This is a genomic window from Rhizobium leguminosarum bv. trifolii WSM2297, from assembly GCF_000271845.1.
In genome coordinates, this window is sequence record NZ_JH719393.1 from 2,020,507 (window position 1) to 2,045,907 (window position 25,401).

Here is a 25,401-nt window from a genome sequence, read left to right on the forward strand (position 1 = left end):
AGCCGATGGAACAGGCGGCCGAACCCGTACTCGACATCAGGGGATTGCGAACGATCTTCCGCATCCGCGGCGGCGAGATCACGGCGGTCAAGGATATCGACCTGAGCGTCGCCGCCGGCGAGACGCTGGCACTCGTCGGCGAATCCGGTTCGGGGAAGTCGGTCACCAGCCTGTCGGTCATGCGGCTGCTCACCCGCAACATCGGTGTGATCGCCGCAGGCAGCATCCGCCTGACGACGAGGGGCGGCGCGGTGCGGGATCTTGTCTCCCTTGATGAAGAGAGCATGCGCAGGATCAGGGGCGACGACATCGGCATGGTGTTCCAGGAGCCGATGTCGAGCCTCAATCCGGTGTTCACCATTGGCGATCAGATATCCGAACCGATCCGAATCCATCGCGGCGCAGGCCGCAAGGCGGCGATGGACGCAGCCGTCGCGCTGCTTGAAAGCGTCGGCATACCGGACGCCCGGCGTCGCGCGGGCCAATATCCGCACGAACTCTCGGGCGGCATGCGGCAGCGCGCCACCATCGCCATGGCGCTCGCCTGCGATCCGGCGCTGTTGATCGCCGACGAGCCGACGACGGCGCTCGACGTGACGATCCAGGCGCAGATTCTCGATCTGCTGCTCAAACTGCAGCGCGAGCGCGGCATGGCCATGCTCTTCGTCACCCACAATCTCGGCGTCGTTGCCGAAATCGCCCATCGTGTCGCGGTGATGTATGCCGGCCGGATCGTCGAGGAGGGGCCGGTCGGCGAGGTTTTCCGCAATCCGAAGCATCCCTACACGATGGGCCTGCTCGCCTCCATGCCGCGCCTCGGCGATGCCGCGCGGATGAAGCAGGCCGGCGAAAAGCTCGCCGCCATTCCCGGCATGGTTCCAAGCCTGATGAACATGCCGAGCGGCTGCGCCTTTTCCCCCCGTTGCAAATTCGCGATCGATGCCTGCCGCGCCGAAGTTCCCGCGCTCGAACAGGTCAATTCGCAGCGCCGCAGCCGCTGCATCCGATGGCAGGAGATCTAGATGAGCGCGCCGTTGCTTTGCGTCCGCGACCTCTCGAAACACTATACCTCCCGCGGTACGCGGCTGAACATTCTCGAGGGCATCTCCTTCGATATCGGCAAGGGTGAAGTGGTCGGGCTTGTCGGCGAATCCGGCAGCGGAAAGACCACGATCGGGCGTTCTGTCCTCCGCCTCGTCGAACCTTCATCCGGCAGCGTGCGCTTCGACGGCAATGAACTGACAGCTCTTTCCGCCTCGGCGCTTAGACGCCAGCGGCCGCGCATGCAGTATATCTTCCAGGATCCGTTCGCCAGCCTGTCGCCGCGCATGACGATCGGCGAAATCCTGACGGAGGGCCTGAAGATCCAGGGGATCGGATCGCCACGCGACAGGCTCGAACGGGCGCAAACCGCCTTGGCCCAGGTCGATCTGCCTGAAGATGCGATCAATCGATATGCGCATGAATTTTCCGGTGGCCAGCGCCAGCGCATCGGGATCGCCCGGGCCTTGACCTTGTCGCCCGAATTCATCGTCGCCGACGAGCCGGTTTCCGCACTCGACGTGTCGATCCAGGCGCAAGTGATCAACCTGCTGCGCGAACTGCAGCAGCGGCTTGGCCTTACCATGCTGTTCATCTCGCATGATCTCGCCGTCGTCGAATATATTTGCGACCGGGTGATCGTTCTCTATCTCGGCCGCATCATGGAAATCGCGCCGAGTGCTGCTCTCTATGCGCGGCCGCAACATCCCTATACGCGCGCACTGCTGTCGGCCATTCCGTCGCCCGATCCGGATGCCCGCCGTAACCGGCAGATCCTGAAAGGCGACATTCCAAGCCCGGCCAATCCACCGAGCGGATGCGTTTTTCGCACGCGCTGTCCGAGCGCGCTCGAGGCCTGCGCCAGCGCCGTTCCGCAATTGCGGGAAGTCGCACCCGGCCACCTCAAGGCCTGCATCCGCGACGACCTCGACTGATCCTTCATCCACCGGAGAAAAGCGATGAACGCCAATACGCCACATCCGGTTATCGGCGGAAACTGGGCGAGCCTGCTTTTGCCGATCGCCGCCGATGACGGCATCGAATTCGACAAGCTCGGTGAAGAGATCGATATCCTCATCGAGGCCGGCGTCGATGGGATCTATTCGAACGGCACCGCAGGCGAATTCCACAATCAGACGGAAGAGGAGTTCGACAGGATCCAGGCAACGCTCGCGGAACGCTGCAAGGCGTCCTCTATGCCGTTCGTCATCGGCGCCTGCCAGCCCGATCCGCTGATCATGCTCAATCGCGTCCACCGCGCCGCCGTGCTCGACCCCCGCGCCATTCAGGTGATCTTGCCGGACTGGTGGCCGCTCAACAATGCCGAAGCGGTCGTCTTCCTGAAACGGGTGGCCGAGGCTGCCGACGGCATTCCGCTTATCCTCTACAATCCGCCGCATGCAAAACGGGTGCTGACGCCGAAAGAGCTGGGCATGGCCTGCGCTGAGGTGCCTGAGGTGATTGGCATCAAGCTCGCCGATGGCGACGACAGCTGGTATGCCCAGGCGCGCCGGCATCTCTCCGGGCTTTTACTCTTCGTCCCCGGCCATCATCTCGCAACCGGCATCAAGGAAGGCGTCGCAGCCGGCTCCTTTTCCAATGTCGCCTGTCTCAGTCCCCGCGGTGCTCAGACCTGGACGGTGTCGATGCGAAACGATATCGACGCCGCACTTGATCTGGAACGACGCATCTGCAGGTTTATGGACGCACATATCGTCCCGTTTCGCCGGGAATTCGGCTATTCGAACGCCGCTCTCGACAAGCTTTTGAGCGCAATCGGCAATTGGGGACCCGTGGGCACCCGTTTACGGTTTCCGTATCGTTCGATCGACACGGCCGAAGCGGTCAGGTTGCGACGCATCGCACGCTCCGAACTCCCCGATCTTTTCCCCTGAGTTTGCTCGGCTGAAGCAGAGATCCCCGCGACTCCATCCCTTCAAATGATCCGTTGGCTGCTGGGCGTATCGTCGCCTTCCTGGAGTAATGACGACCGCAATTCGGTTCCCTGAGACCGGCAACTCGACCTCGGCTTGGAGGCGAGAGAAGAATTTTCTGTTGTCGCAAATGAAAAATCTGATTTACTGGGACCTCGCTGCTTTGGCTTTAAGGGGGATATTGCCGATGCTGGGGACCCGCAGGGATATTTTGCTTGGTGGTTTGGCGTTGCTTGGCGCCGGTGCGGTCGGGAAACCGGCGTTCGCCGCGGCGTCTTCCTATTTTGCCGGCACCATTGTCGACAATGGCGTGACATTCCGAGGAACCAACTTCACCAAGATCGACAAACAGTGGCGCCGCCAGGTCGTCAAATATTTCAGCAGCGAGCCAATCGGCACCGTCGTCGTGGATACCAGGCACCATTTTCTCTACGTCATCATGGAGAACAAGACCGCCATTCGCTACGGCGTCGGCGTCGGCCGCGAGGGGTTCAAATGGTTTGGCCGCGCCACGATCGATGCCAAATCGCTTTGGCCGCGCTGGACGCCGCCGCCGGAGATGCGCAAGCGCCATCCCGAACTGCCCGAATTCGTGGAGGGAGGCTCACCGAAGAACCCGCTCGGCCCGCGCGCCATGTATCTTCATCGCGATGGCGTCGACACCGGCTATCGCTTCCATGGCACGCTTGAGCCCTGGAGCATCGGCAAGGATGCCTCCAGCGGCTGTATCCGCATGTTCAACGAAGACGCCATCGACCTTTACCAGCGTTGCCCCATCGGCACGGCGGTGCAGGTTTTGCCGCATATTGCCGACCAGGCCGAAAGCGCCACTCAGGTCAGCCAGACAACCCCGGTCGAATAAGGAAGATCACCTGATGTCTGCTACAGCAGGATATACGAGGCGCCTTCTCGCCGCGGCCATGCTCCTGGCGCTTGCCGCCTGCTCCACCACAGAGACCGCCTCCCTGGAAGAACCCACTGCCGCGCCGATGACCGGCCAGACCAACGATCCGGCGCCCGGTTTCGAGAATGTCGCGGCGGGCAGCGAAGAGGATTTTATCCTCAATGTCGGCCGGCGGATCTACTTTAAGCAGGACTCCGCCGCACTCGATTCCGTCGCCATGGCAACCTTGGACAACCAGGCCAATTGGCTCAATAGGAACCCGACCTGGCTGCTCAAGCTTCAGGGATTTGCCGACGATTCCGGTTCCGCGTCGAAGATGGAGACGCTTTCGCAGAAGCGTGCCGACGCGGCGATGGCCTATCTCGCCTCGAAGGGCGTGGACGCCAAGCGCATGTGGGCCAGGGGCTACGGCAACGATCGCGAAGTCCGCGACTGCACGGAGCGCTCCTGCAAGGTGCAGAACCGGCGCGTCGTCACCAATCTCCGCACCCAGCCCGACGCGGTCTGAGCGCATGCCGAAGCGCCTCGTTTCAGAGCTGCCCGTCAGTGAAGCCACGGGTGTTGCGTCAGGAATTGTTGCGCGAGACCCAATGCGGGCCGCCTTGATGCTACGGCAATGATGTGAGATGACCGAGTCTAGATCATTCTTGCGTGAAGGGGCCGGCCACCCAGCCAGCCCCTACAATGTCAAGGCCGTTCTTAGGATCGCGTTATCGGAACTGCGATTCCGGGGCGAAGCTTGCCCAGCAGCTTTGAAAGCGTTCGCTTTCCTGCGTCTTTCGCTCTGCTGCGACGTTTCCTGATTTCGACGGCAAACGGCTTTTTCTGAGACTTCATCGACAAGCGCTCCTTAAGCCACCTGACGCTCGGCTTCAATCTGCAGAGGTGTCTGCTGAAAGGAGCCGTCTCCAATGGCGATTTTGCGGGGCTTCATCGCTTCCGGCACCTCACGCTTCAGCGCGATCACGAGAATACTGTTGGTCAATGACGCGTTCTCGACCCTGACGTGATCAGCGAGTTCGAAGCGGCGTTCAAACGCACGCCCGGCGATGCCCCGATGCAGGTATTCGCCATCCTTTTCTTCGGTCTTCTGGCCTTTTACCACAAGCACGTTCCGCTCCTGGGCGATGTCGAGGTCGCCCTCGGCGAAACCGGCAACCGCCATCTCGATGCGATAGTCGTCTTCGCTGGTCTTGACGATGTCATAGGGCGGCCAAGTCTCGAGCGTCTGCAGCCGTTGCGCATTGTTCAGGAGATTGAACACCCGGTCGAAGCCGATGCTCGACCGATAAAGGGGTGTGAAGTCAAGTTCGTTTCTCATAGCCATATCCTCCGTAAAGCAACATGGAGAGACGCGGGCAAAACCGCGTCTCCGGTCGGGTCGGCCCGCCTTTGCGCTGCCGACGAAAATCATCTGGTTTCGCGTGATTTTCGATTCAAGAGGAGGTTCAAAAAAATTTGCCTTTGTCTCGAAGGACGGTTCAGGGCCGCTTGAACGATGTTTTCCTTCACCTAAATCGGATGGTGCCTGAAGATGTCCTTCGCTTGTGTGGAAGGTTTTGGAAGACGTTCTCATGACCAGCAAAAGCACTACCACGACCATTATTGATAATGTCGTCGAGGCGCGCCTGCCTCGCACCTTCTATTCGGTGTAGTCCGCTCCGGGACTGCGGCAGCCGCCTGGTGTGCCGTCTCCGGTTCGTTATGCCGACATCCTCGTTGCGCTCAAAGCCTCGGATGGCGGGGACGGTCCGACAGACATCCTCGGGAAAGGACTTCGGCGGGCGCGTGTCTGGATGGCTTCAAGGGTTCGCGCCGTTTAAACTCAAGTGCAGCGATCAGTCGCGCTCGACTTGCTTCGTCGAGCGCGAGGCTTGTCGATGGCGACGAGCAGCCTAGCGGTTTATCTGATGAGGCTAGTCGCTTGGTGCGAAGGCGGAAGCACATAACCGGATGGCGACGGCAGGTCGATGATGAACCTGATATCCGCCGCATTCGCCGCCACGACCAGTTGGTAGTCGCCGGCTTCGGCGCGGAAGGCGCTGGCCTCGACATCGAAATAAGCGAGATCGCGCGGCAGGATCTTCATCACCGCCGTTCCGGTCTCTCCAGGCTGCAGCGAAAGCTTTGCGAAGGCGCGCAGTTCCTTGTCAGGCCGTTCCACTTTGGTCTTCGGCGAACGCACATAGAGCTGCACCAGTTCGGACCCCGCCCGTTCACCGATATTGGTCAGGTCGACGCTCACAGTGATACCTTCAGGTCCCATTTCGCCGGCCGATAGCCGCGGCTCGCCCCAGCTAAAGCGGGTATAACCAAGACCGAAGCCGAAGGGGAAGAGCGGCTCGACGGCGCGGGCATCGTGATGACGATAGCCGACGAAGACCCCTTCGGCATAACGCACATGCCCATCTTTGCCGGGATAGATGGCCGGATCATCTGAAATGGCGGAATTGTCGGCTAGCGCCTTCGGGAAGGTCTGCGGCAGGCGTCCACCCGGTTCGACATCGCCGAACAAGACATCGGCAACGGCATTGCCGAGTTCCTGGCCGGGATACCAGATCTGCAGCAGGGCGCGGACCTTGCCGAGCCAGGGCATTTCCACGGGGCCGCCAGTCTGCAGCACGACGACGGTGTTGGCGTTGGCGGCAGCCACCCGCTCGATCAGTTCCTCCTGCCTCCCTGGAAGTCGCATATCGGGCAAATCAAGCCCCTCGGTGTCCCATTCGCCGTCACGGCCGACGAAGAGAAGCGCCACATCGGCATTGCGGGCCGTCTCGACGGCAGCCTCGATATCGGCCTCGCCGAGCGGCTTTTCGACACCGAACCGAACGGCGATAAGGTTGATCCCCGCCCCGCTCGCGATTGACGGCTCATATTCGACCGCGATCTCGTAGGCCCGTTCGGCTTCGAGCGCTAGCGCGCCGCGTTGTTCGTCATTGGCGGTGCCGAAATAGTTTTCGCCGCGCGTCCAGCCATCATGGCCGTCGACCGTCAGCGCACCGTCGACGAAGAGCCGCGCCAAGCCGGCATTGATCATGCCGAAGACATGATCGCCGCTCTCCTCCGGCACGAATTGCATGGTCATCCTCGCCGAAAAATCGGCAGGGTCAAGATCGTTCGACGGCAGCTCGAACCAGAAGAACTCGCCCTTGTCGACGGTCTCGACATGAAGCGGCTGACCCTCACAGCCTCGGCCCTTGAAATATTCGACCGTGATCTTTCCCTTGAACACATCGATCAGCCGGTTGTGGCGGCAGCCGACGGCATGGCTGATGCTGTTGGCATTGGAGAGCGCGGCGCGAATGCCGTCGAGCGGGCTCACCGTATAATGCGCCGCGATCTGCGCACTGCCGCCGCCCATCACGCGCGCACTTGCCGCATTGGGGCCGATGACGGCAATGCGGTCGAGCGAGGTCTTGGCAAGCGGCAGGATGCCGTCATTCTTGAGGAGCACCGCGCCTTCCGCGCCGAGGCGCCGGATCAGCGCGCGGTCTTCCGGCAGATCGATCGCCCGCTCGGTGAGGTCGGGTTTATTCTCGAATGCGCCGACCCGCTCGAGCAGCAGCAGCATGCGCCGTGCCGCCGCCCGCACCGTGGCGGCCTCCACCTTGCCCTCACGCACGGCCGCAACCAGCTTCTCGCCGCGATCGCGCGCCGGGCCCGGCATTTCAAGATCGAGACCGGCATTGATCGTCTCTTCAGTCGAATGCGAGCCGAACCAGTCCGACATGACGATACCGTCAAAACCCCATTCCTCGCGCAGCACCTTGGTCAGCAGCCAGTGGTGCTCGCTCGTATAGGTGCCGTTGAGGCGGTTATAGGAGGACATGACGGCCATCAGGCCGGCGCGGCGCACAGCCTGTTCGAAGGGCGGCAGATAGATTTCACGCAGCGTCCGCTCGTCGATATCGGACGACATGGTCTGCCGCTCGATTTCGGATTCATTACCGGCAAAGTGCTTGATCGTCGCCGCGATCCCCTCGCGCTGAACGCCGGCGATATAGGCGACGGCCAATTCGGCGGTCAGCATCGGATCTTCGGAATAACATTCGAAATTGCGGCCGTTGAGGCCGGAACGATGGATATTCACCGTCGGCGCGAGCAGCACCGCGGCACCCTTGCTCTTTGCCTGACGCGCAAGGGCTGCGCCCATTTGGCCGACGAGGTCGGGATTCCAGGTGGCACCGAGCGCGATGCCGACGGGAAAGCAGGTCGCCTTGACGCCGGCAACCAGTGAACCGGCGCCACGCGCGCCGTTCGGGCCGTCCGTCACCTTGATCTTCGGCACGCCGAGGCGCTCGACGGGAACGGTCGTCCAGAAATCAGCGCCGGATAGCAGTGAGACCTGCTCCTCGAGCGTCATCTGGTCGAGAATGGAATCGATCATGCAAACCTCCCAAGAAATCCTTAAACCTACCGATTACTCGGTATTTTTAAGATGTCAATCGGGGAAGCCTGATGTATGGATGGAGAGCATGGGAAAACGGCCGAGGGCCCGCCGATCGGCGCTCCGGGAGGCAGATAAGAGACGATGGCAGAATTGGCAGAACAGAAGACCGGAGAGGAGAAACGACGGCGCCGATCCCGCAAAGGCGAGACCCGCCGCGCGGAAATCCTTACGGCGGCGATGCGGCGCTTTGCCGAGGATGGCTATCAAAACGCTGCGATCGCCGATATCGCCCGCGATGTCGGCCTTTCATTACCCGGGCTGCTGCACCACTTTCCCACAAAAGTCGATCTGCTGCTGGCGATCCTCGCACAACGCGATCTCGAAAGTGCTGATTTCATCGGTCATTATCGCTCTGATCTCAGCGGCCTGCTCAAGGGTATGGTCGCGATCTTCCGCCGCAACGCCGAAATGATCGAGGTCGTCAGGGCCTTCGCCATCCTGAATGCCGAAAGCCTGATGAAGGACCACCCCGCCAAAGCCTGGTTTCTGGCCCGCGCCACCCAGATGCAGACCGACGTCGCCGCGACATTCGAACGGGCGATTGCCGATGGCACGATCAACGCCAAGATCGACGGCGAGGCGATGGCGGCCGAGTTAATCGCCGTGATGGACGGCCTGCAGATGCTCTGGCTGCGCGATCCCGCTCGCTTCGATATGGTCGGCAGCATGGAAGCCTATGTTGGTCGGCTGCTGGCGAGCCTCGGTTTAGACTAAGCAATCCGTTGTGGGACGTCACCTCAGCCGATGTGGCACGAAGGGCTGGCTGCCGGCACTGCGCTTAGCCCGCGAACCCGAGCCGCATCGGTGAGCCGGTGATGGGTCCGTTGTCGGCCAGTGGATATATGTCGCAATCGCCCGGATAGAGCGCCCTAAGGAATACATTAAAATCGCAGGGTCACTTCCGGAAGGCGCTCGCCTTGCAATTCTGGAATAAAGATCCATAAATGCAAGGATGATTGAGCGCAGAATAAAAGCCAAACTCCTAGATCTTGTTGATGAGAGCCCTGCCGTTGTCGCTGCTTGGCCCTCGTCAGGTTGGCAAGACAACGCTGGCCATCGATATCGGCAAAACCCGGCCCTCCATTTATCTCGATCTGGAATCGGAGGCAGACCGGACTAAGCTGTCGGACCCGGAGCTCTATCTCGCGAGTCATGACGACAAACTGGTCATCCTCGATGAGGTTCACCGTCTGCCGAACGTGTTCCAGGGCCTGCGTGGTTTGATCGATCGCAACCGCCGAGCCGGACGGCGCGCGGGCCAGTTCCTGCTGCTCGGCTCGGCTTCCATCGATCTTCTCAAACAGGCTGGCGAAACGTTGGCCGGCCGCATCGCCTATCTTGAAATGCAGCCTGTCGACGGATTGGAAGTGTCGGCGGACAATATTGATAGTATTCAAATTATTCGCTAGCTAATTTCACCCGCGACGCAGCGGCCAGGGACCCTGTCAATTCGAAGGCTGGCGGATAAAGAGAATCGCACTCGCGAGGCCAAAGATCCGGCTGATGCCATGAGCGAGCAGCTCATTGTTGTATTCGAAAAGCCTCCGCGAGGTATGCGATGCACGCCGCCTCGTCCGCTAGCAGATCTGGTCCGCGCCACCCCGATGCATACCGACGTCGCCGCGACCTTTGAACGGGCGATCGCCGATGGCACGATCGACGCCAAGATCGAAGGCGAGGCGATGGTTGATCGCCGTGATGGACGGCCTGCAGATGCTCTGGCTGCGCGATCCCGCTCGCGTCGATATGGTCGGCAGCATGGAAGCCTATGTTGGCCGGCTGCTGGCGAGCCTCGGTTTGAAGGGCTGATGGATCATTCTTCAAAGCGCGCCAACCACGCCATGATGCGGCTTACGACCTCGCAATAGCGTTGCCCTACCAGCAAACCCGTATGTGTCGTCCCCTGAAGACCCAAGTACGCGCCGCCGATATGCCGCGCGGTCGCCCGGCCGCGACGATCATCGGCCTCAGTATTGACGGCTGCGATGACCAGGCTGGGGCAGGTGATCTTCCCGCTTTCGATGGAAATCCCCTCCGCCCCGAAATGAAAGGAAAATGCAGCGAATGCCTTTGCTGATTCCATCGACAGGTACTTCCGCTGGAATTCGATATCGTCGAGCGTTTCATCCACGCTGCCTTGCTCGCCGCGCACCGGCGCCGGCACAACGAGGCCGGGCGTTGGTGGGACAATGGTGGGATACGGCACCTCGTCATGCACTTCCCTGCAGATGCTGGAATCGATCAGCACCAGCCCGGCAATCCTAACGCTTTCCGCCAGTTTCTGGCTGAGGATCCCTCCCATGCTGAAGCCGATCACAACAGGTGGGACTGCACATTCCCCGACGATTTCTAAGATCGCCTGCCGGATGTCGGCCAGGTAATCCTCAAATTCGACCTTGGTCAAATCGACCGATCTGCTTTTGTAGTGGCCGCGCAAGTTGAGACAGTAGGAATTCCATCCAGCGGATATGAAGTGAGGAATGTACTTGCTCCACATCCAGCTTCCGGTGAAGGCGCCATGAACGAAGAGCAGAGGCGGACGGGCGAACTGTCCTGAACTGTTGTTCCCGTCAAAGACCTCCAGAAATAGGTCGTTCTCTCCGATGTATTTTGCCGTGTGCTCGGGCAATTCTTTTGCAAAGTCCCGCATGCCACTTATTCCTTTGATATTTGCAGACACCGTTCGCCGGCGGCGCATCGCGCCACATCTGCGGCTCCGAAAACAAAGGATATTTCCTACGCAATATTGAGCAATGGCTGCTTATGGCCTTACATAAAGGACAAAATTTCTCTAATCCGGTGCCTGTGTGGAAAGCCTCGCAAGCGTTTTTGCATTCGTTTACGCCGCCGAACAGCAGAGCTATGTCGGAGCAGCGCGCATCTCTGGAGTTTCGCCCTCCGCGATCGGAAAAGCGATCGCGCGTCTCGAAAGCCGGCTGAGCGTGCGGCTCTTCAACCGCACGACGCGCAGCATCAGCCTGACTGCGGAAGGAGCGGTCCTCTACGAGCGCTATAAACACATCATCGATGACATGAAGGACGCCGAGGCAACCATCTTGCAAAGCCGGGAACGCCCGACGGGACGCCTGCGGATCAGTGTTCCCCATATCGTCGGGCATCATCTTCTGATGCCGATCCTGCCCATCTTTGCCGAGCGATTTCCGGAGATCGAACTGGACATCGATTTCGAAGACAAGGTCATAGACCTCATCGCGGAGGGCCTGGATGTCGTCGTGCGCAGCGGCGAGCTTGCCGACGGACGGCTGATCGCCCGCCATCTCGGCGAACAGCATTTCGTCATTTGCGGCAGTCCCGATTATTTCGAGCGCCATGCAGGACCCGAGACGCCTGATGAACTCACTCGGCACGCCTGCATTCACTTCAAATATCCATCCAGCGGCCGCATCGCGCCATGGGCATTCCGCCCACCATATGAGCGGCTGCTTTTGCCGAGAAGCCTGACCTTCAACAATACCGACGCAGGGCTGAGAGCGGCACAGGATGGTTTGGGGCTCGCGCATCTGCCCGTCTATGTCGCAGAGCTACACATCCGAGCCGGCACTTTGACCCCCGTCCTCACCGCCTTTATGGCGCCCTTCGGCTCGCTCTCTCTCGTGTGGCCATCCAACCGTCAGCTTTCACCGAAAGTCCGGACTTTCGTGGATTTCGTGGTCGAAAACTTTGCGGCCCGATCCTGCGCGTTTCGACCGGCGTCAAACGCCTCAAAGTGATCCACAACGGCGCTCCAACGGCTGGTCGAATACTGGCGCCGAGGCGGATCACTACGCCTCGGCGTAGATGGCGTCAGGCCTTCTGCAACTTCCAGGTCAGGATCTCAAATGGCATGATGTCGGCAGGACCTCTCCGCTCCATCGGCTCTTCGAGAATGTTGAGCGGCTGCGATGCCCTCCATCCCGAGGGCAGGGCAAGGGATAGGCGGCCGCGCCGGCCGGCCGGTTCGTAAAGACGCAGTATGAGGCCGTCGCCCTCTTCCGCCGGTTTCAGGCCAGAAAAGGCGACGGGAGTACCGTTGACGGCGAGCGGCGCGAAAGCGCCCGTGGAAAGGCCCTTGGCTTCCGCCGCGACAAGCGGCTGATTGAGATCGATCGCCTCATCAAGCACGCCGCCTTCATGCCAGGCGCCTTCATGCGGCATCAGCGCATAGGTGAAGCTCTGCTCGCCTTCGTCGGCCAGCGGATCCGGATAGATCGGCCCGCGCACCAGGCTCATGCCGATCACATTGCCGCGGGCGCTATGGCCGTATTTGGCATTGTTGAGGAGCGCAACGCCGAAACCCGGCTCGCTGAAATCGACGAATCGATGGGCGACAGCCTCGAACATTGCCTGCTCCCAGGAAGTGTTCGTGTGCGTTGCCCGCTCGACGATGCCGAAGGCGCATTCGAACGTCGCCTTTCGGGCTCTGACATCGACCGGGTTCAGGGTGCGCAGCAGGGTGCGGCGGTCATGCCAGTCGATCGTCGTCTCGATGTCGAGCCGGCGGGCGTTGGCACTGAGCACATAGGTCTGCGTGACGCTCGAATTACGGTATCGATGGACGACGCGGATCGCCGCGCGGTGCGGGCCGCTTTCGATGAGAGAGATGCTTTCCGGCGCCTCGAGACGGATGGCCTTTTCGTCATAATCGGCATCGATATCCCAGGCGTCCCAATTGCGCGGCTTGTCGGCCGGATAGACCCAGAGCTGGTTTGCCGAACCGTCGACCGCTTCACGGCCCGTCGCCTTGTGAATCAGGCTGGCAACCGCCCCGTCCTTTCCGATCACGACGCTCAGATGGTCGTTTTCGAGGCGGTCGGGGCTTGCGTTCAATCCGCCCGCCGGCTGCAGCGCCTGCCTGTCGAAGACCGCAACGGACAGAGGGGCGACGATATCGGCGGCCGCAACTACCGTGCCGTCGGCAAGTGTGGCGCTCACAGGCCGCGGCGCAAGCGAGGGATTGACGATAACAAGCGCATCGGCAACTCCACCCTTCGGCAGATTGGCCGACAGCGCCTGCAATACGCTTGCCTGCTCGGCCTTGGCATGATCGATGACCCCGCCCAGTTCCTGCTCCGCATCCTGATAGACTTCGCGGATGCTCGATCCCGGCAGGATGTCGTGGAACTCATTCTTCAGCACCACGCGCCAGTCCGCTTCGAGGCTTTTCGGTTTTTCGGCGCCAAGCATATGGGCAAGACACCCGATGGTCTCAGTAGTGATCAGCGCACGCTCCGCCTGGCGGTGCTTGCGCTTGACGCCGCTTTGCGACGTCAGCGTCGCTCGGTGCAGTTCGAGATAGATTTCGCCGTCCCAGACCGGAAGGTTCTTTTCCCCAGCGGTCTGATGAGCCTTTTCGTAGAAGCTTTTGACCGTGCCCCAGCGCGCCTGCGGGATGGCGGGGAAATCGCGCAGCTGCACTTCGCGCTCCACCATCTCCGGCGTCACACCGCCGCCGCCGTCGCCGTAACCGACGGCTAGAAGCGAGGTGTCATGCTGCACCTTGCCGCGGAAATTCTTCCATGTCGGCACATAGCAGTCGGCCTGCACAAAGCCGTTATAACCCTGCATCGGATTGTCGAAGGTGTGGGTCAGCACCTGGCTGCCGTCGAGGCCCCGCCACCAGAAGAGGTCGGAAGGAATATGATTGGTCTCGCTCCAATTGACCTTGATGGTGAAGAAGCTGTCGATGCCGCCCTGTCTCAAGATCTGCGGCAGCGCACCGGAGAAACCGAAGCAATCCGGCAGCCAGCACACGGTATGGCGCGTGCCGAAGGTCTTTTCGAAATAGCGTTGGCCATAAAGAATCTGTCGGACGAGGCTTTCGCCGGTCGGCATGTTGGTGTCAGGCTCCACCCACATGCCGCCGACGGTTTCCCACTTTCCTTCCGCGACCTTCTCTTTGATGCGTTCCAGAAGCTTCGGGTCTTCCTCTTCCATCTGTGCGTAATAATGGGCGGTCGACTGATTGAAGCGGAAATCGTCGGAGCGCTCCATCAGTGACAGCGCCGTGTTGAAGGTGCGCCGCATCTTGCGCCGCGTCTCGCGATAAGGCCAAAGCCAGGCGAGGTCGATATGGGCATGACCGGTCAGCAGCAATTCGCCGTTCGGCGGAAAGCGCTTCTGCAGTTCCTTCAGCCGCGCTGTCAGCGCTTCGAAGGCCGTGTCAGCCGAGGCGCTCTGCTCATCCGTCAAGCCCGCCGGATTTGCCTGAAGCTCCGGCAACTCCCAGATCTTCTGTTGCATCACGGCGCCGGAGGTGCGGGAGATGTAAGCCGCCGTATCCGACGGCCAATCGAGGCTGCGTAATGTTTGCTCGGCAGCCTCCATCAAATGAGGCACGACTTCATGCTCGCCCAGCACATCGATCGCCTCGGCAACCTGCTTCAGCAGAAGATGCAGGCGATGGGCCGGGCGGTCGAGCAAGATGAACCGGGCCCTGTTCAGCCGCGGCGCCCGGTTCGGCTCGCCGAACGGAAAGCGGGCGACGCTTTCCGTCATAATCTTGAAGCGGCGACCAATGACCGGGAATTCCTGGTGATAGGGATCGAGACCGAATGTCTCCGTGTCGCCGCCGGGATAGCTCAGCGTGATCAGGCTTTCGCCGCCGAGATCGAGCTGCAGGCGGATATCCTCGAGCGGCCAAGCATCCGGCGCCTCGGCCCTTACGGCAAAATGCACGACACCCTGGCGATGCGGCCAATCCTGAAGATGACCGATCGGCTCACCCTCGAATGTCCATCCATCGATCACAGAACTTTGCCGATCCCGCCAATGCGCCACCTCGGCGATGCGGACTTTCAGGCGATCGAGGCGTTGGGCAACGGTGAGAGGCATGGCTTATCCTATTGAAAATCAGCGAGAGATGATCCGCAGTCATGACTATGGGAGATGAAGATGGTGCGACATATTGCGAAGCGGCCCTCCTCCCAGCGGTCCTGCCGATGCTTAGATTAAGTAACTTTGATTTGCAGTCAAGGCCAGGAAGTCAAAGCCATCCGGGCCGATCATGACTTGGAAGGCTCTTATCAGACTCACACGTTAGGACAACGGTTACGCACTCGTCACGGCGAACGCGCTCATAGAGCTCGTCGCGAAGCATCTGGCAAAAATCGAGCGTGAGATTCTTCTCATTGACGCCACGCCCCGCAAGCCGTACTCGGCATCGCGTTTTGCGATGTCGCGCACCGTTTTCGCCGCGATTCCGACATTGGGAGGATATCGCCCAACCTGGTGCACTTTGACGCGGCCGCGATCCAGTCGGTAGGCAGGCGCGAGATTAAGGATCGCCGGATGGCTGGAAACTCGTTTGATTAGATTTTCGATCTGAGCAGCGTGGTTCTCTATCGGCATCAGGACGTAAGTCGCATCGAAGCAGCTCATCTTCAACACAATCAGATTGCGCGACGAGATTGGCACCTGTTGCAACCGCAATCATGTTGCGGCCATTGGCATCCATCATAATCGCAGCGGAGCCAATGGGTTCTGTCGATCGAACCACGCGGCTAATATCGACCTCGCCCCTAGATCCTGGAGGGCGATGGGGGCCATGGCGCGTCACCGACCGCCCCGTCATGACGACCTTTGCGCCATCGCGCAGCTCGCAACGTCCGGCTGGCCCCTTCCCTCCAGCCTCGGTTCGCGAGTAACGGGCAAGATTCTGAGATGCGTGAGCGGTAAAGCGTCGTCGACTCCCATGGCAAAGAGGGTAGGCGGCATGGTCTGGTTGCGCCATGCTGACGAAACCGCGCCCCGTGTGGAGACACAGCCCCAATTCACCCCTCCGTCACGGGATACGAGCCAAAAGCTCTCACCCCCATTTCTCAAGGCATTGAGAAAACAGCCCTTACGGCGCGAGCTAAATGCTGGCGCCGAAGTTCTTGCTGTCGTGCGTTCCGAAATGGCTTGGCTTCGCACAATTGATCTGCACATTGAACTCGACGATACCTTCACCTTCTAAACTTATTACGAAATCATTACGGCAAAGTGGTCGAGAGCTCCATTAGGGGCGGGGTTTAGTCGAACATCTTTTTGATCGTAGCGATTGGAATGAACATCCGCATCGGGTTTGTCGGCAGAGGCTGGAAGCCGTACTCTCTGTAAAGCTTTAGTCGTCTTTCGGTTCGCTCTGTATCACCGCAATCCAGAACATCAAGCATGACGATTGCCGTACCTATTTCATCCGAAATACGCGCTATTCGTGTCAAGCAGTCGATCAGCAGGTCGCCGCCATATCCCTCACCAGCGAATTTCAAGTCGCGGCCGATCATTGAGATGTAGGCCGCGGGAATTGACCCATGACCGGGCCGGTCGCGCGCGAACCTTTTCGGGAGATCTGTAAAGTCAATAGCGTGACTATTGATTGCGTAGAAGCCCATCACCGGGCCTCCGTCTTGCGTCATCACGAAAACACGAAGATTGTCGCCCTTCTGAAGCTTGTTTGCAGTCTTTTGAAAGAAGTTGTCTACCTGCTCAATACCGCAAGAAAAAGCCGCCCGATCATGTTTTGAGGGATCGAGCGGCTCGATGATTGGCTTTGGCGCTTCGTTTTGCGGCATTATTTTGAAACGACAGCCTCGCTGTGACGCTTGAAAGCAGCCTTAAGGCTATCTGTCGGCTCTGGCGGGTTGTCCAGTGCAGCAAAAAACGCAGCATGATCGGCTGGCTGTAAAAGGGTCCGTTCATGAGCGGCAATCGTCGTCATAGCGGATTGATAAGCAGCGTTGATCGTAAAAGCAGAGTCGTCTACACCGGACAGCGCAGCAGCGCGTTGGATTGCCGCCTTGATGCGGGCCTTTGTACGGAAGCCCATACGTGCGTCGTTTGGTTCATCGATTTCGGCAGTCATGTCCTTGAAAGCAAGCATACTCGCCTCCTATTCTGGTGTAACAGTGTGGCTATCTGTACGTCCAAATGACGTACCCGTCAAGTTGATGTATGGATTTTGTACGTCGGGTGTGCGTACTGGCACGAAACGTTGCGCAACGTCCTTGGTTCCTGCAGGCACATCTTGGTGAACGCCACCGGCTCATCGTCGGTTGAGGCACGCCCGTCGAGATACCGAACGTACTAGCTAAGTCAGTCAACGCTGCATTTACGGTTTGCGCGGATAGGACTGTCTGTTGGGCGAGCTGTCCGGCGGTCAAAAACGGATTTGCTGGAAAAGGTCATGGATGAACCGCGAAGGCACGAATGCCCGCACCCATTCGTCCGCAACGGACGTCTCGACGAAGCGGCCACGCTGATTAGGTTCGGAGTCAGACATCGCGCGAGTACGGTTTTGAGCCGCTATTTAAACCCCGTGCACTTTATTTAAATAAGGAGGGCGCTAAGATAAGCCCTCTTAAATAATCTCCCGCTTCGATCTTGCGGCTGAGAGGAATTGAACCGCGCACCCATTCGTTTGCCCGAAGCATCACTGAAAATTCCTGCTCTTGATCTTCAACGTATCGATATGGAGATCTGGCAGGAACAGATCCCTGGCCCGAACCCCTGGAGGCGCTTTTTCGCGTGAATCCGGGCTGCCGGGTGAGCCATGGGCGAACTCATCGCCGCGACCAGTCGGCGGATGGAATGCGCCGTCGCGCCCGGCAAGACCCGACAGATCGGCCGAGAGATCGAATAGCTGCTGGGCGACGAGGTGAACCACTTCCCCTTCCCGCTGGATCCGACCGTTGATCGCCATCATGCTGGCGCCGAGCACCACGGGGCGCGAGCGCTCGAACAGTTTTGGCCAGACGACGACATTGGCAATACCAGTCTCGTCTTCGATAGTGATGAACATCACGCCCTTCGCCGACCCCGGTCGTTGCCGCACCAGCACCAGGCCGGCCGCCATCAGCCATTGCCCGTCACGCGCCGTCATTGCCTCGGCACAGGCGACGATCCGGCGTTTGGTCAAGCCGCCCCGCAGGAATTGCAACGGGTGCTGCCGGAGTGTCATGCCGGTATGGCTGTAATCCTCGACGACGTTGTGCCCTTCGGTCATCTGCCGCAGTTCGACCTCCGGCTCCTGCTGCTCGGCAATCGCCCGCGCCTCGCGTTCCGCCGCGGCGGTGAATAGCGGCAGAGGCTCGTCGCGCAGCGCCTTGATCGCCCAGAGTGCATCCCTTCGCTCGAGCTGAAATGAGGGCAGGAAGGCATCGGCTTCGGCAAGCTCGACGAGAGAGGCAACCGGCACCCCGGACCGCCGCCAGATGTCGTCCACCGAGGTGAAGGGTTCGTCGGCGCGCGCGGCGACGATACGCGCCGCGTCGGCGGTCGCCAATCCCCGCACCAGGCGCATGCCGAGCCGCACCGCATGCCGGCCGGTACTCTCCACCTCCTCGAGCGTGCAGTCCCAGCGCGAGCGGTTGATACAGATCGGGCGGATTTCCACGCCGTGCTTCCTGGCATCGGCGACAATTTGCGCCGGGGCGTAAAAGCCCATGGGCTGCGAGTTTAAGAGCGCCGCGCAGAAGACGTCGGGAAAATGGCACTTCAAATAGTTGGAGGCGTAGGCAATCAGCGCGAAGGATGCGGCATGGCTTTCGGGGAACCCGTAGGAGCCAAAACCCTCCAGTTGCTTGAATGTCTTTTCGGCGAACTCTCTTGGATAGCCGTTCCGGACCATCCCCGATACGAGCTTGTCCTGGAATCGCGAGACCCCGCCGGTAAACTTGAAGGTGGCCATGGATTTCCGAAGTTGGTCGGCCTCGCCGCCGGTGAACCCCGCACAGACCATCGCCACCTTCATCGCCGATTCCTGAAACAATGGCACGCCCAAGGTCTTGTGAAGGACCGCCTCCAGTTCGGGTGTCGGGTACTCCACCTTCTCCTTGCCTTCGCGCCGGCGGAGATAGGGATGGACCATGTCGCCCTGGATCGGCCCGGGGCGGACGATCGCCACCTGGATGACGAGGTCGTAGAAGGTGTTCGGTTTCATGCGCGGCAGCATCGACATCTGGGCGCGGCTTTCGATCTGAAACGTCCCCAAGGTGTCGGCCTTTTGGATCATCGCATAGGTCGGGGGATCCTCCTGCGGGATCGCCGCGAGATCGAGATCCTGATGTTTGTGCTCGCCGATGAAGGCGAAGGCCTTGGCCATACAGGTCAGCATGCCGAGCGCCAGGACATCGACCTTCATCATTTTGAGCGCCTCGACGTCATCCTTGTCCCATTCGATGACCTGGCGGTCGACCATCGCCGCCGGTTCGATCGGCACCAGGTGGTCCAGCCTGTCGCGGGTCAGAACGAAGCCGCCGGGATGCTGGCCGAGATGCCGCGGCGCTCCCATCAGCTGCTGGGCAAGTGTAAGCGTTAAAGCGAGACGTCTGTCCTCGGGATTGAGGCCGAGGCCGCGTACTTGGCTCTCGCCGACCGTTTCCGACCAGGACCAGATGCCGGAGGAAAGCGCCTTGATCAGATCCTCGGGCAGATCCAACGCCTTGCCGACGTCCCGAATGGCGCCCTTGGCGCGGTAGCGTGTGACCGTCGAGCAAAGTGCAGCCTTGTTATGGCCGTAGGTCGTGTAGATCCACTGGATCACCTCCTCCCGCCGCTCATGCTCGAAGTCGACATCGATGTCGGGCGGCTCGTCGCGCTCCTGGGAGACGAACCTTTCGAAGAGAAGGTCATTTGTTTCGGGGTCGATCGAGGTAATGCCGAGCACGTAACAAACCGCGGAATTGGCTGCAGATCCCCTGCCCTGGCAAAGAATGCCCTGCGACCGGGCATAACGGACTATGGAGAACACCGTCAAAAAGTAGGGAGCGTATTTCATCGTCTCGATCAGAGCGAGTTCGTGGCGGATCGTCTTTTCGACATGTGCCGGCAGCCCTTCCGGGTAGCGCGTCTTGACGCCCTCCCAGGTGTAGTGCTCCAGCGACTGTTGCGCCGTCATGCCGGGGATCAGCGCTTCTTCCGGGTACTGATAGATCAGCTCCTCGAGCGAGAACCTGCAGCGCTCGACGATTTCCATGGTTCGCTCCAGCGCTTCCGGGTAACGCGGGAACAGGCGCGCCATTTCTTCCGGCGGCTTCAGAAAGCGATCGGCATGCCGCTCGCGCTCGAAGCCGACATCGTCGATGGTGGTGCCGGTGCGGATGCAGGTGACGACATCCTGCAACTGCCGCCGGCCGGGCTCATGAAACAGCACGTCGTTGGTGACCACGCTCTTTACCCGATGCTTCACCGCCAGGTTCGACAGCTCATGCAGCCGCAGCTGATCGTTCGGACGGCGGCGCAGACAGAGCGAGACATAAGCGCGATCACCAAACACCTCGGCCATCTTCCTCAGCTGCACGGCGCAGGTCTCGTCCGGCATGTCCGGAACCAGCACACCAATCAATCCCTCCGAGTAAAGTGCCACATCATCGAGGTGCAGGATGCATTTGGCTTTCCCGCCCCGGCCTTTGCCGAGCGTCAACAGCCTTGTCAGCCGGGAATAGGCGGCGCGATCTGTGGGATAGACGAGGATCGACATGCCGTCAGCCAAATCAAGCCGGCAGCCGACGACCAGTCGCAGGCCGGTGGCGCGCGACGCCTCCAGCGCCCGGACAATACCGGCCAGGCTATTGCGGTCGACGATGCCGAGCGCTTCGATACCCATCAGCTTTGCGCTCGCAAACAGCTCTTGCGCCGAGCTGGCGCCCCTGAGGAAGGAGAAATGCGTGGTGACCTGCAGTTCGGCGTAGCGCATCACGCAAACACCCCGTGCAGAAACCATTTGCGCGATCCGGTGTTCGCCTCGACGCCGTCACCGGAGCGGAAAATCCAGAAGCGTTCACCGGCATCGTCCTCGACGACAAAATAATCGCGAACGGCGGCCCATTCGGAGCTGCGTTGCCACCATTCGCCAAAAATCCGCTCCGGGCCATCGGCGCGCTTCACCCGGCGCCGCTTGCCGCGCCAGGTGAATGAGACCGGCGGATGATCGGGCAGAAGCGCAATCACCTCAATCGCTTCCGGATGCGGCAGCAGCCGGGACGGCCTCGGCCAATGGAGCGGCCAGGTGGCGCCATCCTCGTCGGCAGTCGGCGCGATGCGCTGCACGCTGCGCTCCGGCACGTCGCTTGCCACTGGCGTGACACGGAAAATCCGCTGGCCGCCGCGATTCCCAAGCACGTCGATCAGCGGCGTCACATCGGTCACCTGCTCTTCGATCAGGGAGGAGGCAGACTGCACGTCGACGAGCGGTTCGACAATAATGGCGGCCAGGCTCAATTTCTCGATGCCGAAGCCAGGCTCTATCTTCTCGATCCGATCGCGGAAGAGTTTTGTCAGCCAGGCGATGTCTCGCACCGGCTTGGCAGTGCCCGCCCGAAGCGATTGAAGCGTGTTGTCGACGCGATGGACGATAAGGTCGGCACGCCGTACGCCCAGTCCCCGCTTCTCGAGCTCCAGGCAGAGCTGCCGCACCAGCCGGCTGACGTACTTCTCGATCGTTTCCGGTGCCCCGATCGGCTCGGCGAAGGATTTTTGGACCTCGATGAGATCCGCCGTCCGGATCGGATCGATCGGCTCGGCAAGCCGGCCGAACATCTGGTCGAGGCGCCTTCCGACCTCCGGCCCGAAACGCAGGGTCAGGGGCGCCCGCGGCGTGGCCGCCAGATCGCCGACGGTGGCGAAACCGAGTATGCGGAGGCTTGCGACGATCTCGGCAGGCAGGCGCAATGACGACAGCGGCAGATGGTGCACGGCTTTGGCCGTCCCGCCGCGGCCGATGATGATCGTCTCGCGATCCGTGGACCGGGCAAGTGCATGCGCCGCGCCCCAGGTGTCGGCGATCGCCGCTCGCGCTGTGAGACCGCGGGCACGGAAGCGATTGACCAGACCTGATAGCATCAAATCTTCGCCACCCTGAAGATGGTCAGCGCCTTCGGTATCCATGACGAGGCCGTCGGGAGGATCCATGGCAACCACGGGGGAGTATTGCGACAAGGCCCAGAGCGTCAGCCGTTCGAGCGCTGCGAGGTCGGCGGCCGGATCGGCATCGATCATCACCAGGCCCTGAACCAGCGCCTGCGCCTTGGCGGCCGGCATACCGATACGAAGGCCAAGTTTGAGCGCTGCCCGGTCGGCCGCGGCAATCCATCGCTTCGAGCCGCTCCTCGCGATTACCACGAGGGGGGTGTCAGGAGAGAGCGAAGGATCGGCCCGCCTGATCCTGTCGATCGGCAAGGTCGGAAGAAAGACAGATACGACCCTGGGCATCACATGCTCCGATAATAAATTCTCCTCCCTCGCCTGATCTCACCCGCATCAGCTCCGCCAGCCAGCGTGCGCGGCCGACGCCCGGCACCGGGAGCGGCTCGGACGGCAGAACCGAGATCCTCCAGCGGGTTGCCGCAGCGGTCGGCATGCCGAAGTCGGAGGCTTCGGTCTGGCGTCGCCAGCGGCGGATCACCAGGCCCAATGTGCCGGACTTTTCCGCTGCGAGCTGCAGCCGGCGCGATGCCGTCATCGGCAGGCGCACCAGTTCGGCGACGACGGCGCCGAGACCGCCATAACGCAACGCCTCTTCGAAACTGGCTAGCACCGTCTCTTCCTTGTCGCACTCGACGAAGATGACGCGGTCGGGGTGAAGCCCGACCTGGGCGAGCGCTGGAAAGAACAGATCAAAGCGGGTGAGGCACCAGACCACCTTGCCGGTGGTGCGGGCGGCGATGCCGCCGATGAAAAGGGCCGCGGCCGCGCCGTTGATCACGCCGTTTCCGCCGCCAGCGACTTCATGCAGCGCGCCATGGGCCAAACCTCCTCCCGGCAGCTGCGCATCGATCTCGCCAATCCCGAACGGCAGGACGCTGCGATTGCGCGAACCTGCTCCTTCCAGGCTGGCGATTTTCTCGCGCAGCTCGTCGAGAACGGCGTTCGAAGTGGCAACGGCTGTAGTCATGATCTCCTTTACGGCAAACCGTTTTTAACTTGAAAAGAGGTGACATATGTTCTGTATTTGTTCTCAAAGCGAAAACGAGTCAATGCGCGCTTAGCACGCGCAAGTTGAGCGCGCGGCGGGCGCGAAGGATTCCATGAACGGATTCAAATCGATGGACCGATTAGGAATTTTTTTCGCATGCCGCGACGGGCGCCTTAGAACGATCTAGGACCTAGCGGCAGCGCCTGTGGCTTACCTTGATCAATAGACTGCGCGATCGCTGTGGCGAGCTGAGCGGCAAGCAAAAGGCTGGCATATTGAATATATTTCCCGTTTGGCGGGTAACCCGATGGAAGTCGCTGAGGTCAAGCCCGTCGAGCGCGCGCAGGGGTTGGAAGACGCCAGGTCTGCCGCAGCCCACAAAAACAAGTTTTGATCTCCTGCCCTGTGAGGTATTCATCACAGATCCAAAAGCGCGTGTTTTGCTTCGACGCGTCAATCCCCGGAGTTGCATCATGAAAATTGCGCCGCAGCAGCGGATCTATGTCTGCTTCTTTCTCTTCGCCGTGTCGCTGGGGGCGCTGCTGTCGAGGATGCCGGATTTGCAGGTTGCGCTTGGCGTCGATAAGTCCGAACTCGGGTTGACGTTGATAGGGGCTGCGATCGGCGCCTTGATTTCGTTGACTTTGTCTTCGCCCTTGATCGCCGCGCTCGGCGCGCGGGCGACGGCGTTTATTACAGTTCTCGGCACATCTGCGCTGCTTTCGCTTGTCCCATGGATCGGTGGTGCGCCAGCCGTGTTCTGTGTGCTTTTCGTCGAGGGGCTACTCGCCGGCGCGCTGGAGATAAATCTCAATGTCGAGATCGACCGCATCGAAGCGCAGCTGGGACGCGGCGTGATGAACAGAGCCCATGGTTTCTGGAGCCTCGGCTTCTTCGTCACGGCGCTTGTCTCTTCGGTCGTGCGCCAAGCCGGTATTTCTATGCAGCTACATCTCGCCGTGACCTTTGTCGCGGTCCTTGCCATCGGCATCTGGGCGATCGCCGGCATGCGCAATGCGCCAGCGCGGATCACGTTGGACGAGGGCAAGGCGCCGCTGCTAGCGCTTCCTACCTGGGGGCTAATGCCGCTCTGCGTAATCGGCATCGGCGCCTTTCTCGTCGAAGGTGCCGGGATCGATTGGTCGGCGATCTATATGCGCGACGTGTTTTCAGTCGAGCCCTTCATCGGCGGACTGGGATTGACACTTTTCACTTTTTGCATGGCGCTGGCGCGCCTATTCGTCGATCCGCTGGTTGATCGGTTTGGCGCGCGGACCGTCGCCACGATGCTGCTTGTTCTTTCCGCGATCGGCATCTGCGCCGTCTGGGGCGCACCGCATGCCTATGTTGCACTGGCGGGCTTCGCCTTGATGGGCGCCGGCTGCAGCGCGGTCTATCCCCTGGCCGTCTCGGCGGCGGCCCAGCGCACTGATCGCGCGGCACATCTCAACGTCGCCGCTCTCGGCCAGATGACCTTCGTGGTCTTTTTCCTGGCGCCGCCGCTGCTCGGTTTAATTGCAGAACATGCAGGCATCAGGACCTCCTATCTCGTCTGCCTTCCGCTGGTCATCTACGCGCTCTTTTCGGTCAAGGCGCTTGCGACGCGCCGGGCCGCCAGCGGCGGTAGCGTTGCGACTGTCCGGAGCGTTTAATAGATGACAGATTGTGCTGCCGGTTTCCGGGACAGATCGGCCCAGAGATCGAACGCTGCTGCGCGACGAGGTGAACCACCTCCCCTTCCCGCCGCATCTTACCGTTGATCGCCATCATGCTGGCGCCGAGCACCACCCGGCGCGAGTTTTTGGCCAGACGAAGACATTGGCGATGCCCGTCTCGTCCCCGATAGTAATGAACATCATGCCCTTCGGCGCCTCGATCGACCGGCCCGTTGTCAATGACTTTCATGGCGCAGCGCGGTCTTTCGGATGGGCCGGCAAGCGAATTTGAAGAGCGTGACTGTATCTAGGCAGTGCCGCTGAAGCGGCGAAGCAATGCTCTCGCCCGAAGCCTCGTAATACTCCTGGCCCGGCACATGATAGATGCGCTCGCCGCTGCACTGCTTCAGGATGAACAGGCTGCGAGGTCCAGGCCAGTCAACCAGTCAGGATATTAGTACCAAAGCGGATCCTGTCCATTGCCGGACGCGGGCCGGGCGATGCTCAGGGACCATAGCCGATACGCA

19 protein-coding genes and 2 pseudogenes are annotated in these 25,401 nt (G+C 60.7%); 10 read left to right on the plus strand and 11 right to left on the minus strand.

Going from position 1 to position 25,401, the window contains the following annotated elements; genetic code table 11:
- The first annotated feature begins 5 nt into the window (after nucleotides 1-5).
- The 5 genes from RLEG4DRAFT_RS63710 to RLEG4DRAFT_RS63730 all read left to right on the plus strand — a co-directional run bounded on the left by RLEG4DRAFT_RS63710 (nucleotide 6) and on the right by RLEG4DRAFT_RS63730 (nucleotide 4,387).
- Nucleotides 6-1,022 (plus strand): ABC transporter ATP-binding protein, encoded by a 1,017-nt coding sequence (locus RLEG4DRAFT_RS63710; protein ID WP_003575555.1) that lies wholly within the window; start codon nucleotides 6-8, stop codon nucleotides 1,020-1,022.
- Nucleotides 1,023-1,976 carry an ABC transporter ATP-binding protein gene (locus RLEG4DRAFT_RS63715; protein ID WP_003575552.1) on the plus strand — a complete coding sequence of 318 codons (954 nt, stop codon included), beginning with the start codon at nucleotides 1,023-1,025 and terminating at the stop codon, nucleotides 1,974-1,976. It abuts the gene before it with no gap.
- A 24-nt stretch (nucleotides 1,977-2,000) separates the two neighbouring features.
- Nucleotides 2,001-2,936 carry a dihydrodipicolinate synthase family protein gene (locus RLEG4DRAFT_RS63720; RefSeq protein ID WP_003575549.1) on the plus strand — a complete coding sequence of 312 codons (936 nt, stop codon included), beginning with the start codon at nucleotides 2,001-2,003 and terminating at the stop codon, nucleotides 2,934-2,936.
- Nucleotides 2,937-3,162: 226 nt separating this feature from the next.
- Nucleotides 3,163-3,837 (plus strand): L,D-transpeptidase, encoded by a 675-nt coding sequence (locus tag RLEG4DRAFT_RS63725; RefSeq protein WP_003575547.1) that lies wholly within the window; start codon nucleotides 3,163-3,165, stop codon nucleotides 3,835-3,837.
- 13 nt (nucleotides 3,838-3,850) lie between these two features.
- Nucleotides 3,851-4,387 (plus strand): OmpA family protein, encoded by a 537-nt coding sequence (locus tag RLEG4DRAFT_RS63730; RefSeq protein ID WP_003575545.1) that lies wholly within the window; start codon nucleotides 3,851-3,853, stop codon nucleotides 4,385-4,387.
- Nucleotides 4,388-4,729: 342 nt separating this feature from the next.
- On the opposite strand, the gene RLEG4DRAFT_RS63735 is transcribed toward RLEG4DRAFT_RS63730, so the two are convergent.
- Complete coding sequence (locus RLEG4DRAFT_RS63735; RefSeq protein ID WP_003575544.1) at nucleotides 4,730-5,200, minus strand: Hsp20 family protein; 471 nt, start codon at nucleotides 5,198-5,200, stop codon at nucleotides 4,730-4,732.
- A gap of 582 nt (nucleotides 5,201-5,782) precedes the next feature.
- Entirely contained in the window at nucleotides 5,783-8,266 is a 2,484-nt protein-coding gene (locus tag RLEG4DRAFT_RS63740) for a glycoside hydrolase family 3 C-terminal domain-containing protein (protein WP_003575542.1), read from the minus strand.
- 144 nt (nucleotides 8,267-8,410) lie between these two features.
- Between RLEG4DRAFT_RS63740 and RLEG4DRAFT_RS63745 the strand changes: the two genes are divergently transcribed.
- From RLEG4DRAFT_RS63745 to RLEG4DRAFT_RS63755, 3 genes and pseudogenes are all read left to right on the plus strand, one after another.
- Nucleotides 8,411-9,043, plus strand: a complete 633-nt coding sequence (locus RLEG4DRAFT_RS63745) for a TetR/AcrR family transcriptional regulator (protein WP_003575540.1) — start codon at nucleotides 8,411-8,413, stop codon at nucleotides 9,041-9,043.
- A gap of 281 nt (nucleotides 9,044-9,324) precedes the next feature.
- Nucleotides 9,325-9,738 carry an AAA family ATPase gene (locus tag RLEG4DRAFT_RS63750; protein WP_245277929.1) on the plus strand — a complete coding sequence of 138 codons (414 nt, stop codon included), beginning with the start codon at nucleotides 9,325-9,327 and terminating at the stop codon, nucleotides 9,736-9,738.
- A 177-nt stretch (nucleotides 9,739-9,915) separates the two neighbouring features.
- Nucleotides 9,916-10,138 (plus strand): annotated as a pseudogene (locus tag RLEG4DRAFT_RS63755) (TetR family transcriptional regulator); the annotation flags it as partial.
- A 4-nt stretch (nucleotides 10,139-10,142) separates the two neighbouring features.
- Here RLEG4DRAFT_RS63755 and RLEG4DRAFT_RS63760 read toward each other — a convergent pair.
- On the minus strand, nucleotides 10,143-10,979 hold the full coding sequence (locus RLEG4DRAFT_RS63760) for an alpha/beta hydrolase family protein (RefSeq protein WP_003575537.1): 837 nt from the start codon (nucleotides 10,977-10,979) through the stop codon (nucleotides 10,143-10,145).
- A gap of 157 nt (nucleotides 10,980-11,136) precedes the next feature.
- Here RLEG4DRAFT_RS63760 and RLEG4DRAFT_RS63765 point away from each other — a divergent pair, with 157 nt between their 5' ends.
- Nucleotides 11,137-12,060: a LysR family transcriptional regulator gene (locus RLEG4DRAFT_RS63765; protein WP_003575536.1), complete on the plus strand. Its 924-nt coding sequence runs from the start codon at nucleotides 11,137-11,139 to the stop codon at nucleotides 12,058-12,060.
- 73 nt (nucleotides 12,061-12,133) lie between these two features.
- Here RLEG4DRAFT_RS63765 and RLEG4DRAFT_RS63770 read toward each other — a convergent pair whose 3' ends face one another.
- The 7 genes from RLEG4DRAFT_RS63770 to RLEG4DRAFT_RS63800 form a co-directional block, all read right to left on the minus strand.
- Nucleotides 12,134-15,160, minus strand: coding sequence for an alpha-mannosidase (locus RLEG4DRAFT_RS63770; RefSeq protein WP_003575534.1), 3,027 nt, complete (start codon nucleotides 15,158-15,160; stop codon nucleotides 12,134-12,136).
- A gap of 216 nt (nucleotides 15,161-15,376) precedes the next feature.
- Nucleotides 15,377-15,757 (minus strand): hypothetical protein, encoded by a 381-nt coding sequence (locus RLEG4DRAFT_RS63775; RefSeq protein WP_037093238.1) that lies wholly within the window; start codon nucleotides 15,755-15,757, stop codon nucleotides 15,377-15,379.
- 581 nt (nucleotides 15,758-16,338) lie between these two features.
- Entirely contained in the window at nucleotides 16,339-16,881 is a 543-nt protein-coding gene (locus tag RLEG4DRAFT_RS63780; RefSeq protein ID WP_003575531.1) for a hypothetical protein, read from the minus strand.
- Nucleotides 16,881-17,189: a DUF1778 domain-containing protein gene (locus RLEG4DRAFT_RS63785; protein WP_003575529.1), complete on the minus strand. Its 309-nt coding sequence runs from the start codon at nucleotides 17,187-17,189 to the stop codon at nucleotides 16,881-16,883. Before RLEG4DRAFT_RS63785 ends, RLEG4DRAFT_RS63780 begins: the two co-directional genes overlap by 1 nt.
- Before the next feature lie 549 nt (nucleotides 17,190-17,738).
- Complete coding sequence (locus tag RLEG4DRAFT_RS63790) at nucleotides 17,739-21,002, minus strand: error-prone DNA polymerase (protein WP_003575527.1); 3,264 nt, start codon at nucleotides 21,000-21,002, stop codon at nucleotides 17,739-17,741.
- Nucleotides 21,002-22,516, minus strand: a complete 1,515-nt coding sequence (locus RLEG4DRAFT_RS63795; protein ID WP_085061878.1) for a Y-family DNA polymerase — start codon at nucleotides 22,514-22,516, stop codon at nucleotides 21,002-21,004. The genes RLEG4DRAFT_RS63790 and RLEG4DRAFT_RS63795 overlap by 1 nt, the downstream gene beginning before the upstream one ends.
- Entirely contained in the window at nucleotides 22,437-23,198 is a 762-nt protein-coding gene (locus RLEG4DRAFT_RS63800) for an ImuA family protein (protein ID WP_003575521.1), read from the minus strand. The genes RLEG4DRAFT_RS63795 and RLEG4DRAFT_RS63800 overlap by 80 nt, the downstream gene beginning before the upstream one ends.
- A gap of 494 nt (nucleotides 23,199-23,692) precedes the next feature.
- Here RLEG4DRAFT_RS63800 and RLEG4DRAFT_RS63805 point away from each other — a divergent pair, with 494 nt between their 5' ends.
- Entirely contained in the window at nucleotides 23,693-24,871 is a 1,179-nt protein-coding gene (locus RLEG4DRAFT_RS63805) for an MFS transporter (protein WP_003575519.1), read from the plus strand.
- 29 nt (nucleotides 24,872-24,900) lie between these two features.
- Here RLEG4DRAFT_RS63805 and RLEG4DRAFT_RS63810 read toward each other — a convergent pair.
- Nucleotides 24,901-25,084 (minus strand): annotated as a pseudogene (locus RLEG4DRAFT_RS63810) (hypothetical protein); the annotation flags it as partial.
- Nucleotides 25,085-25,401: the final 317 nt, after the last annotated feature.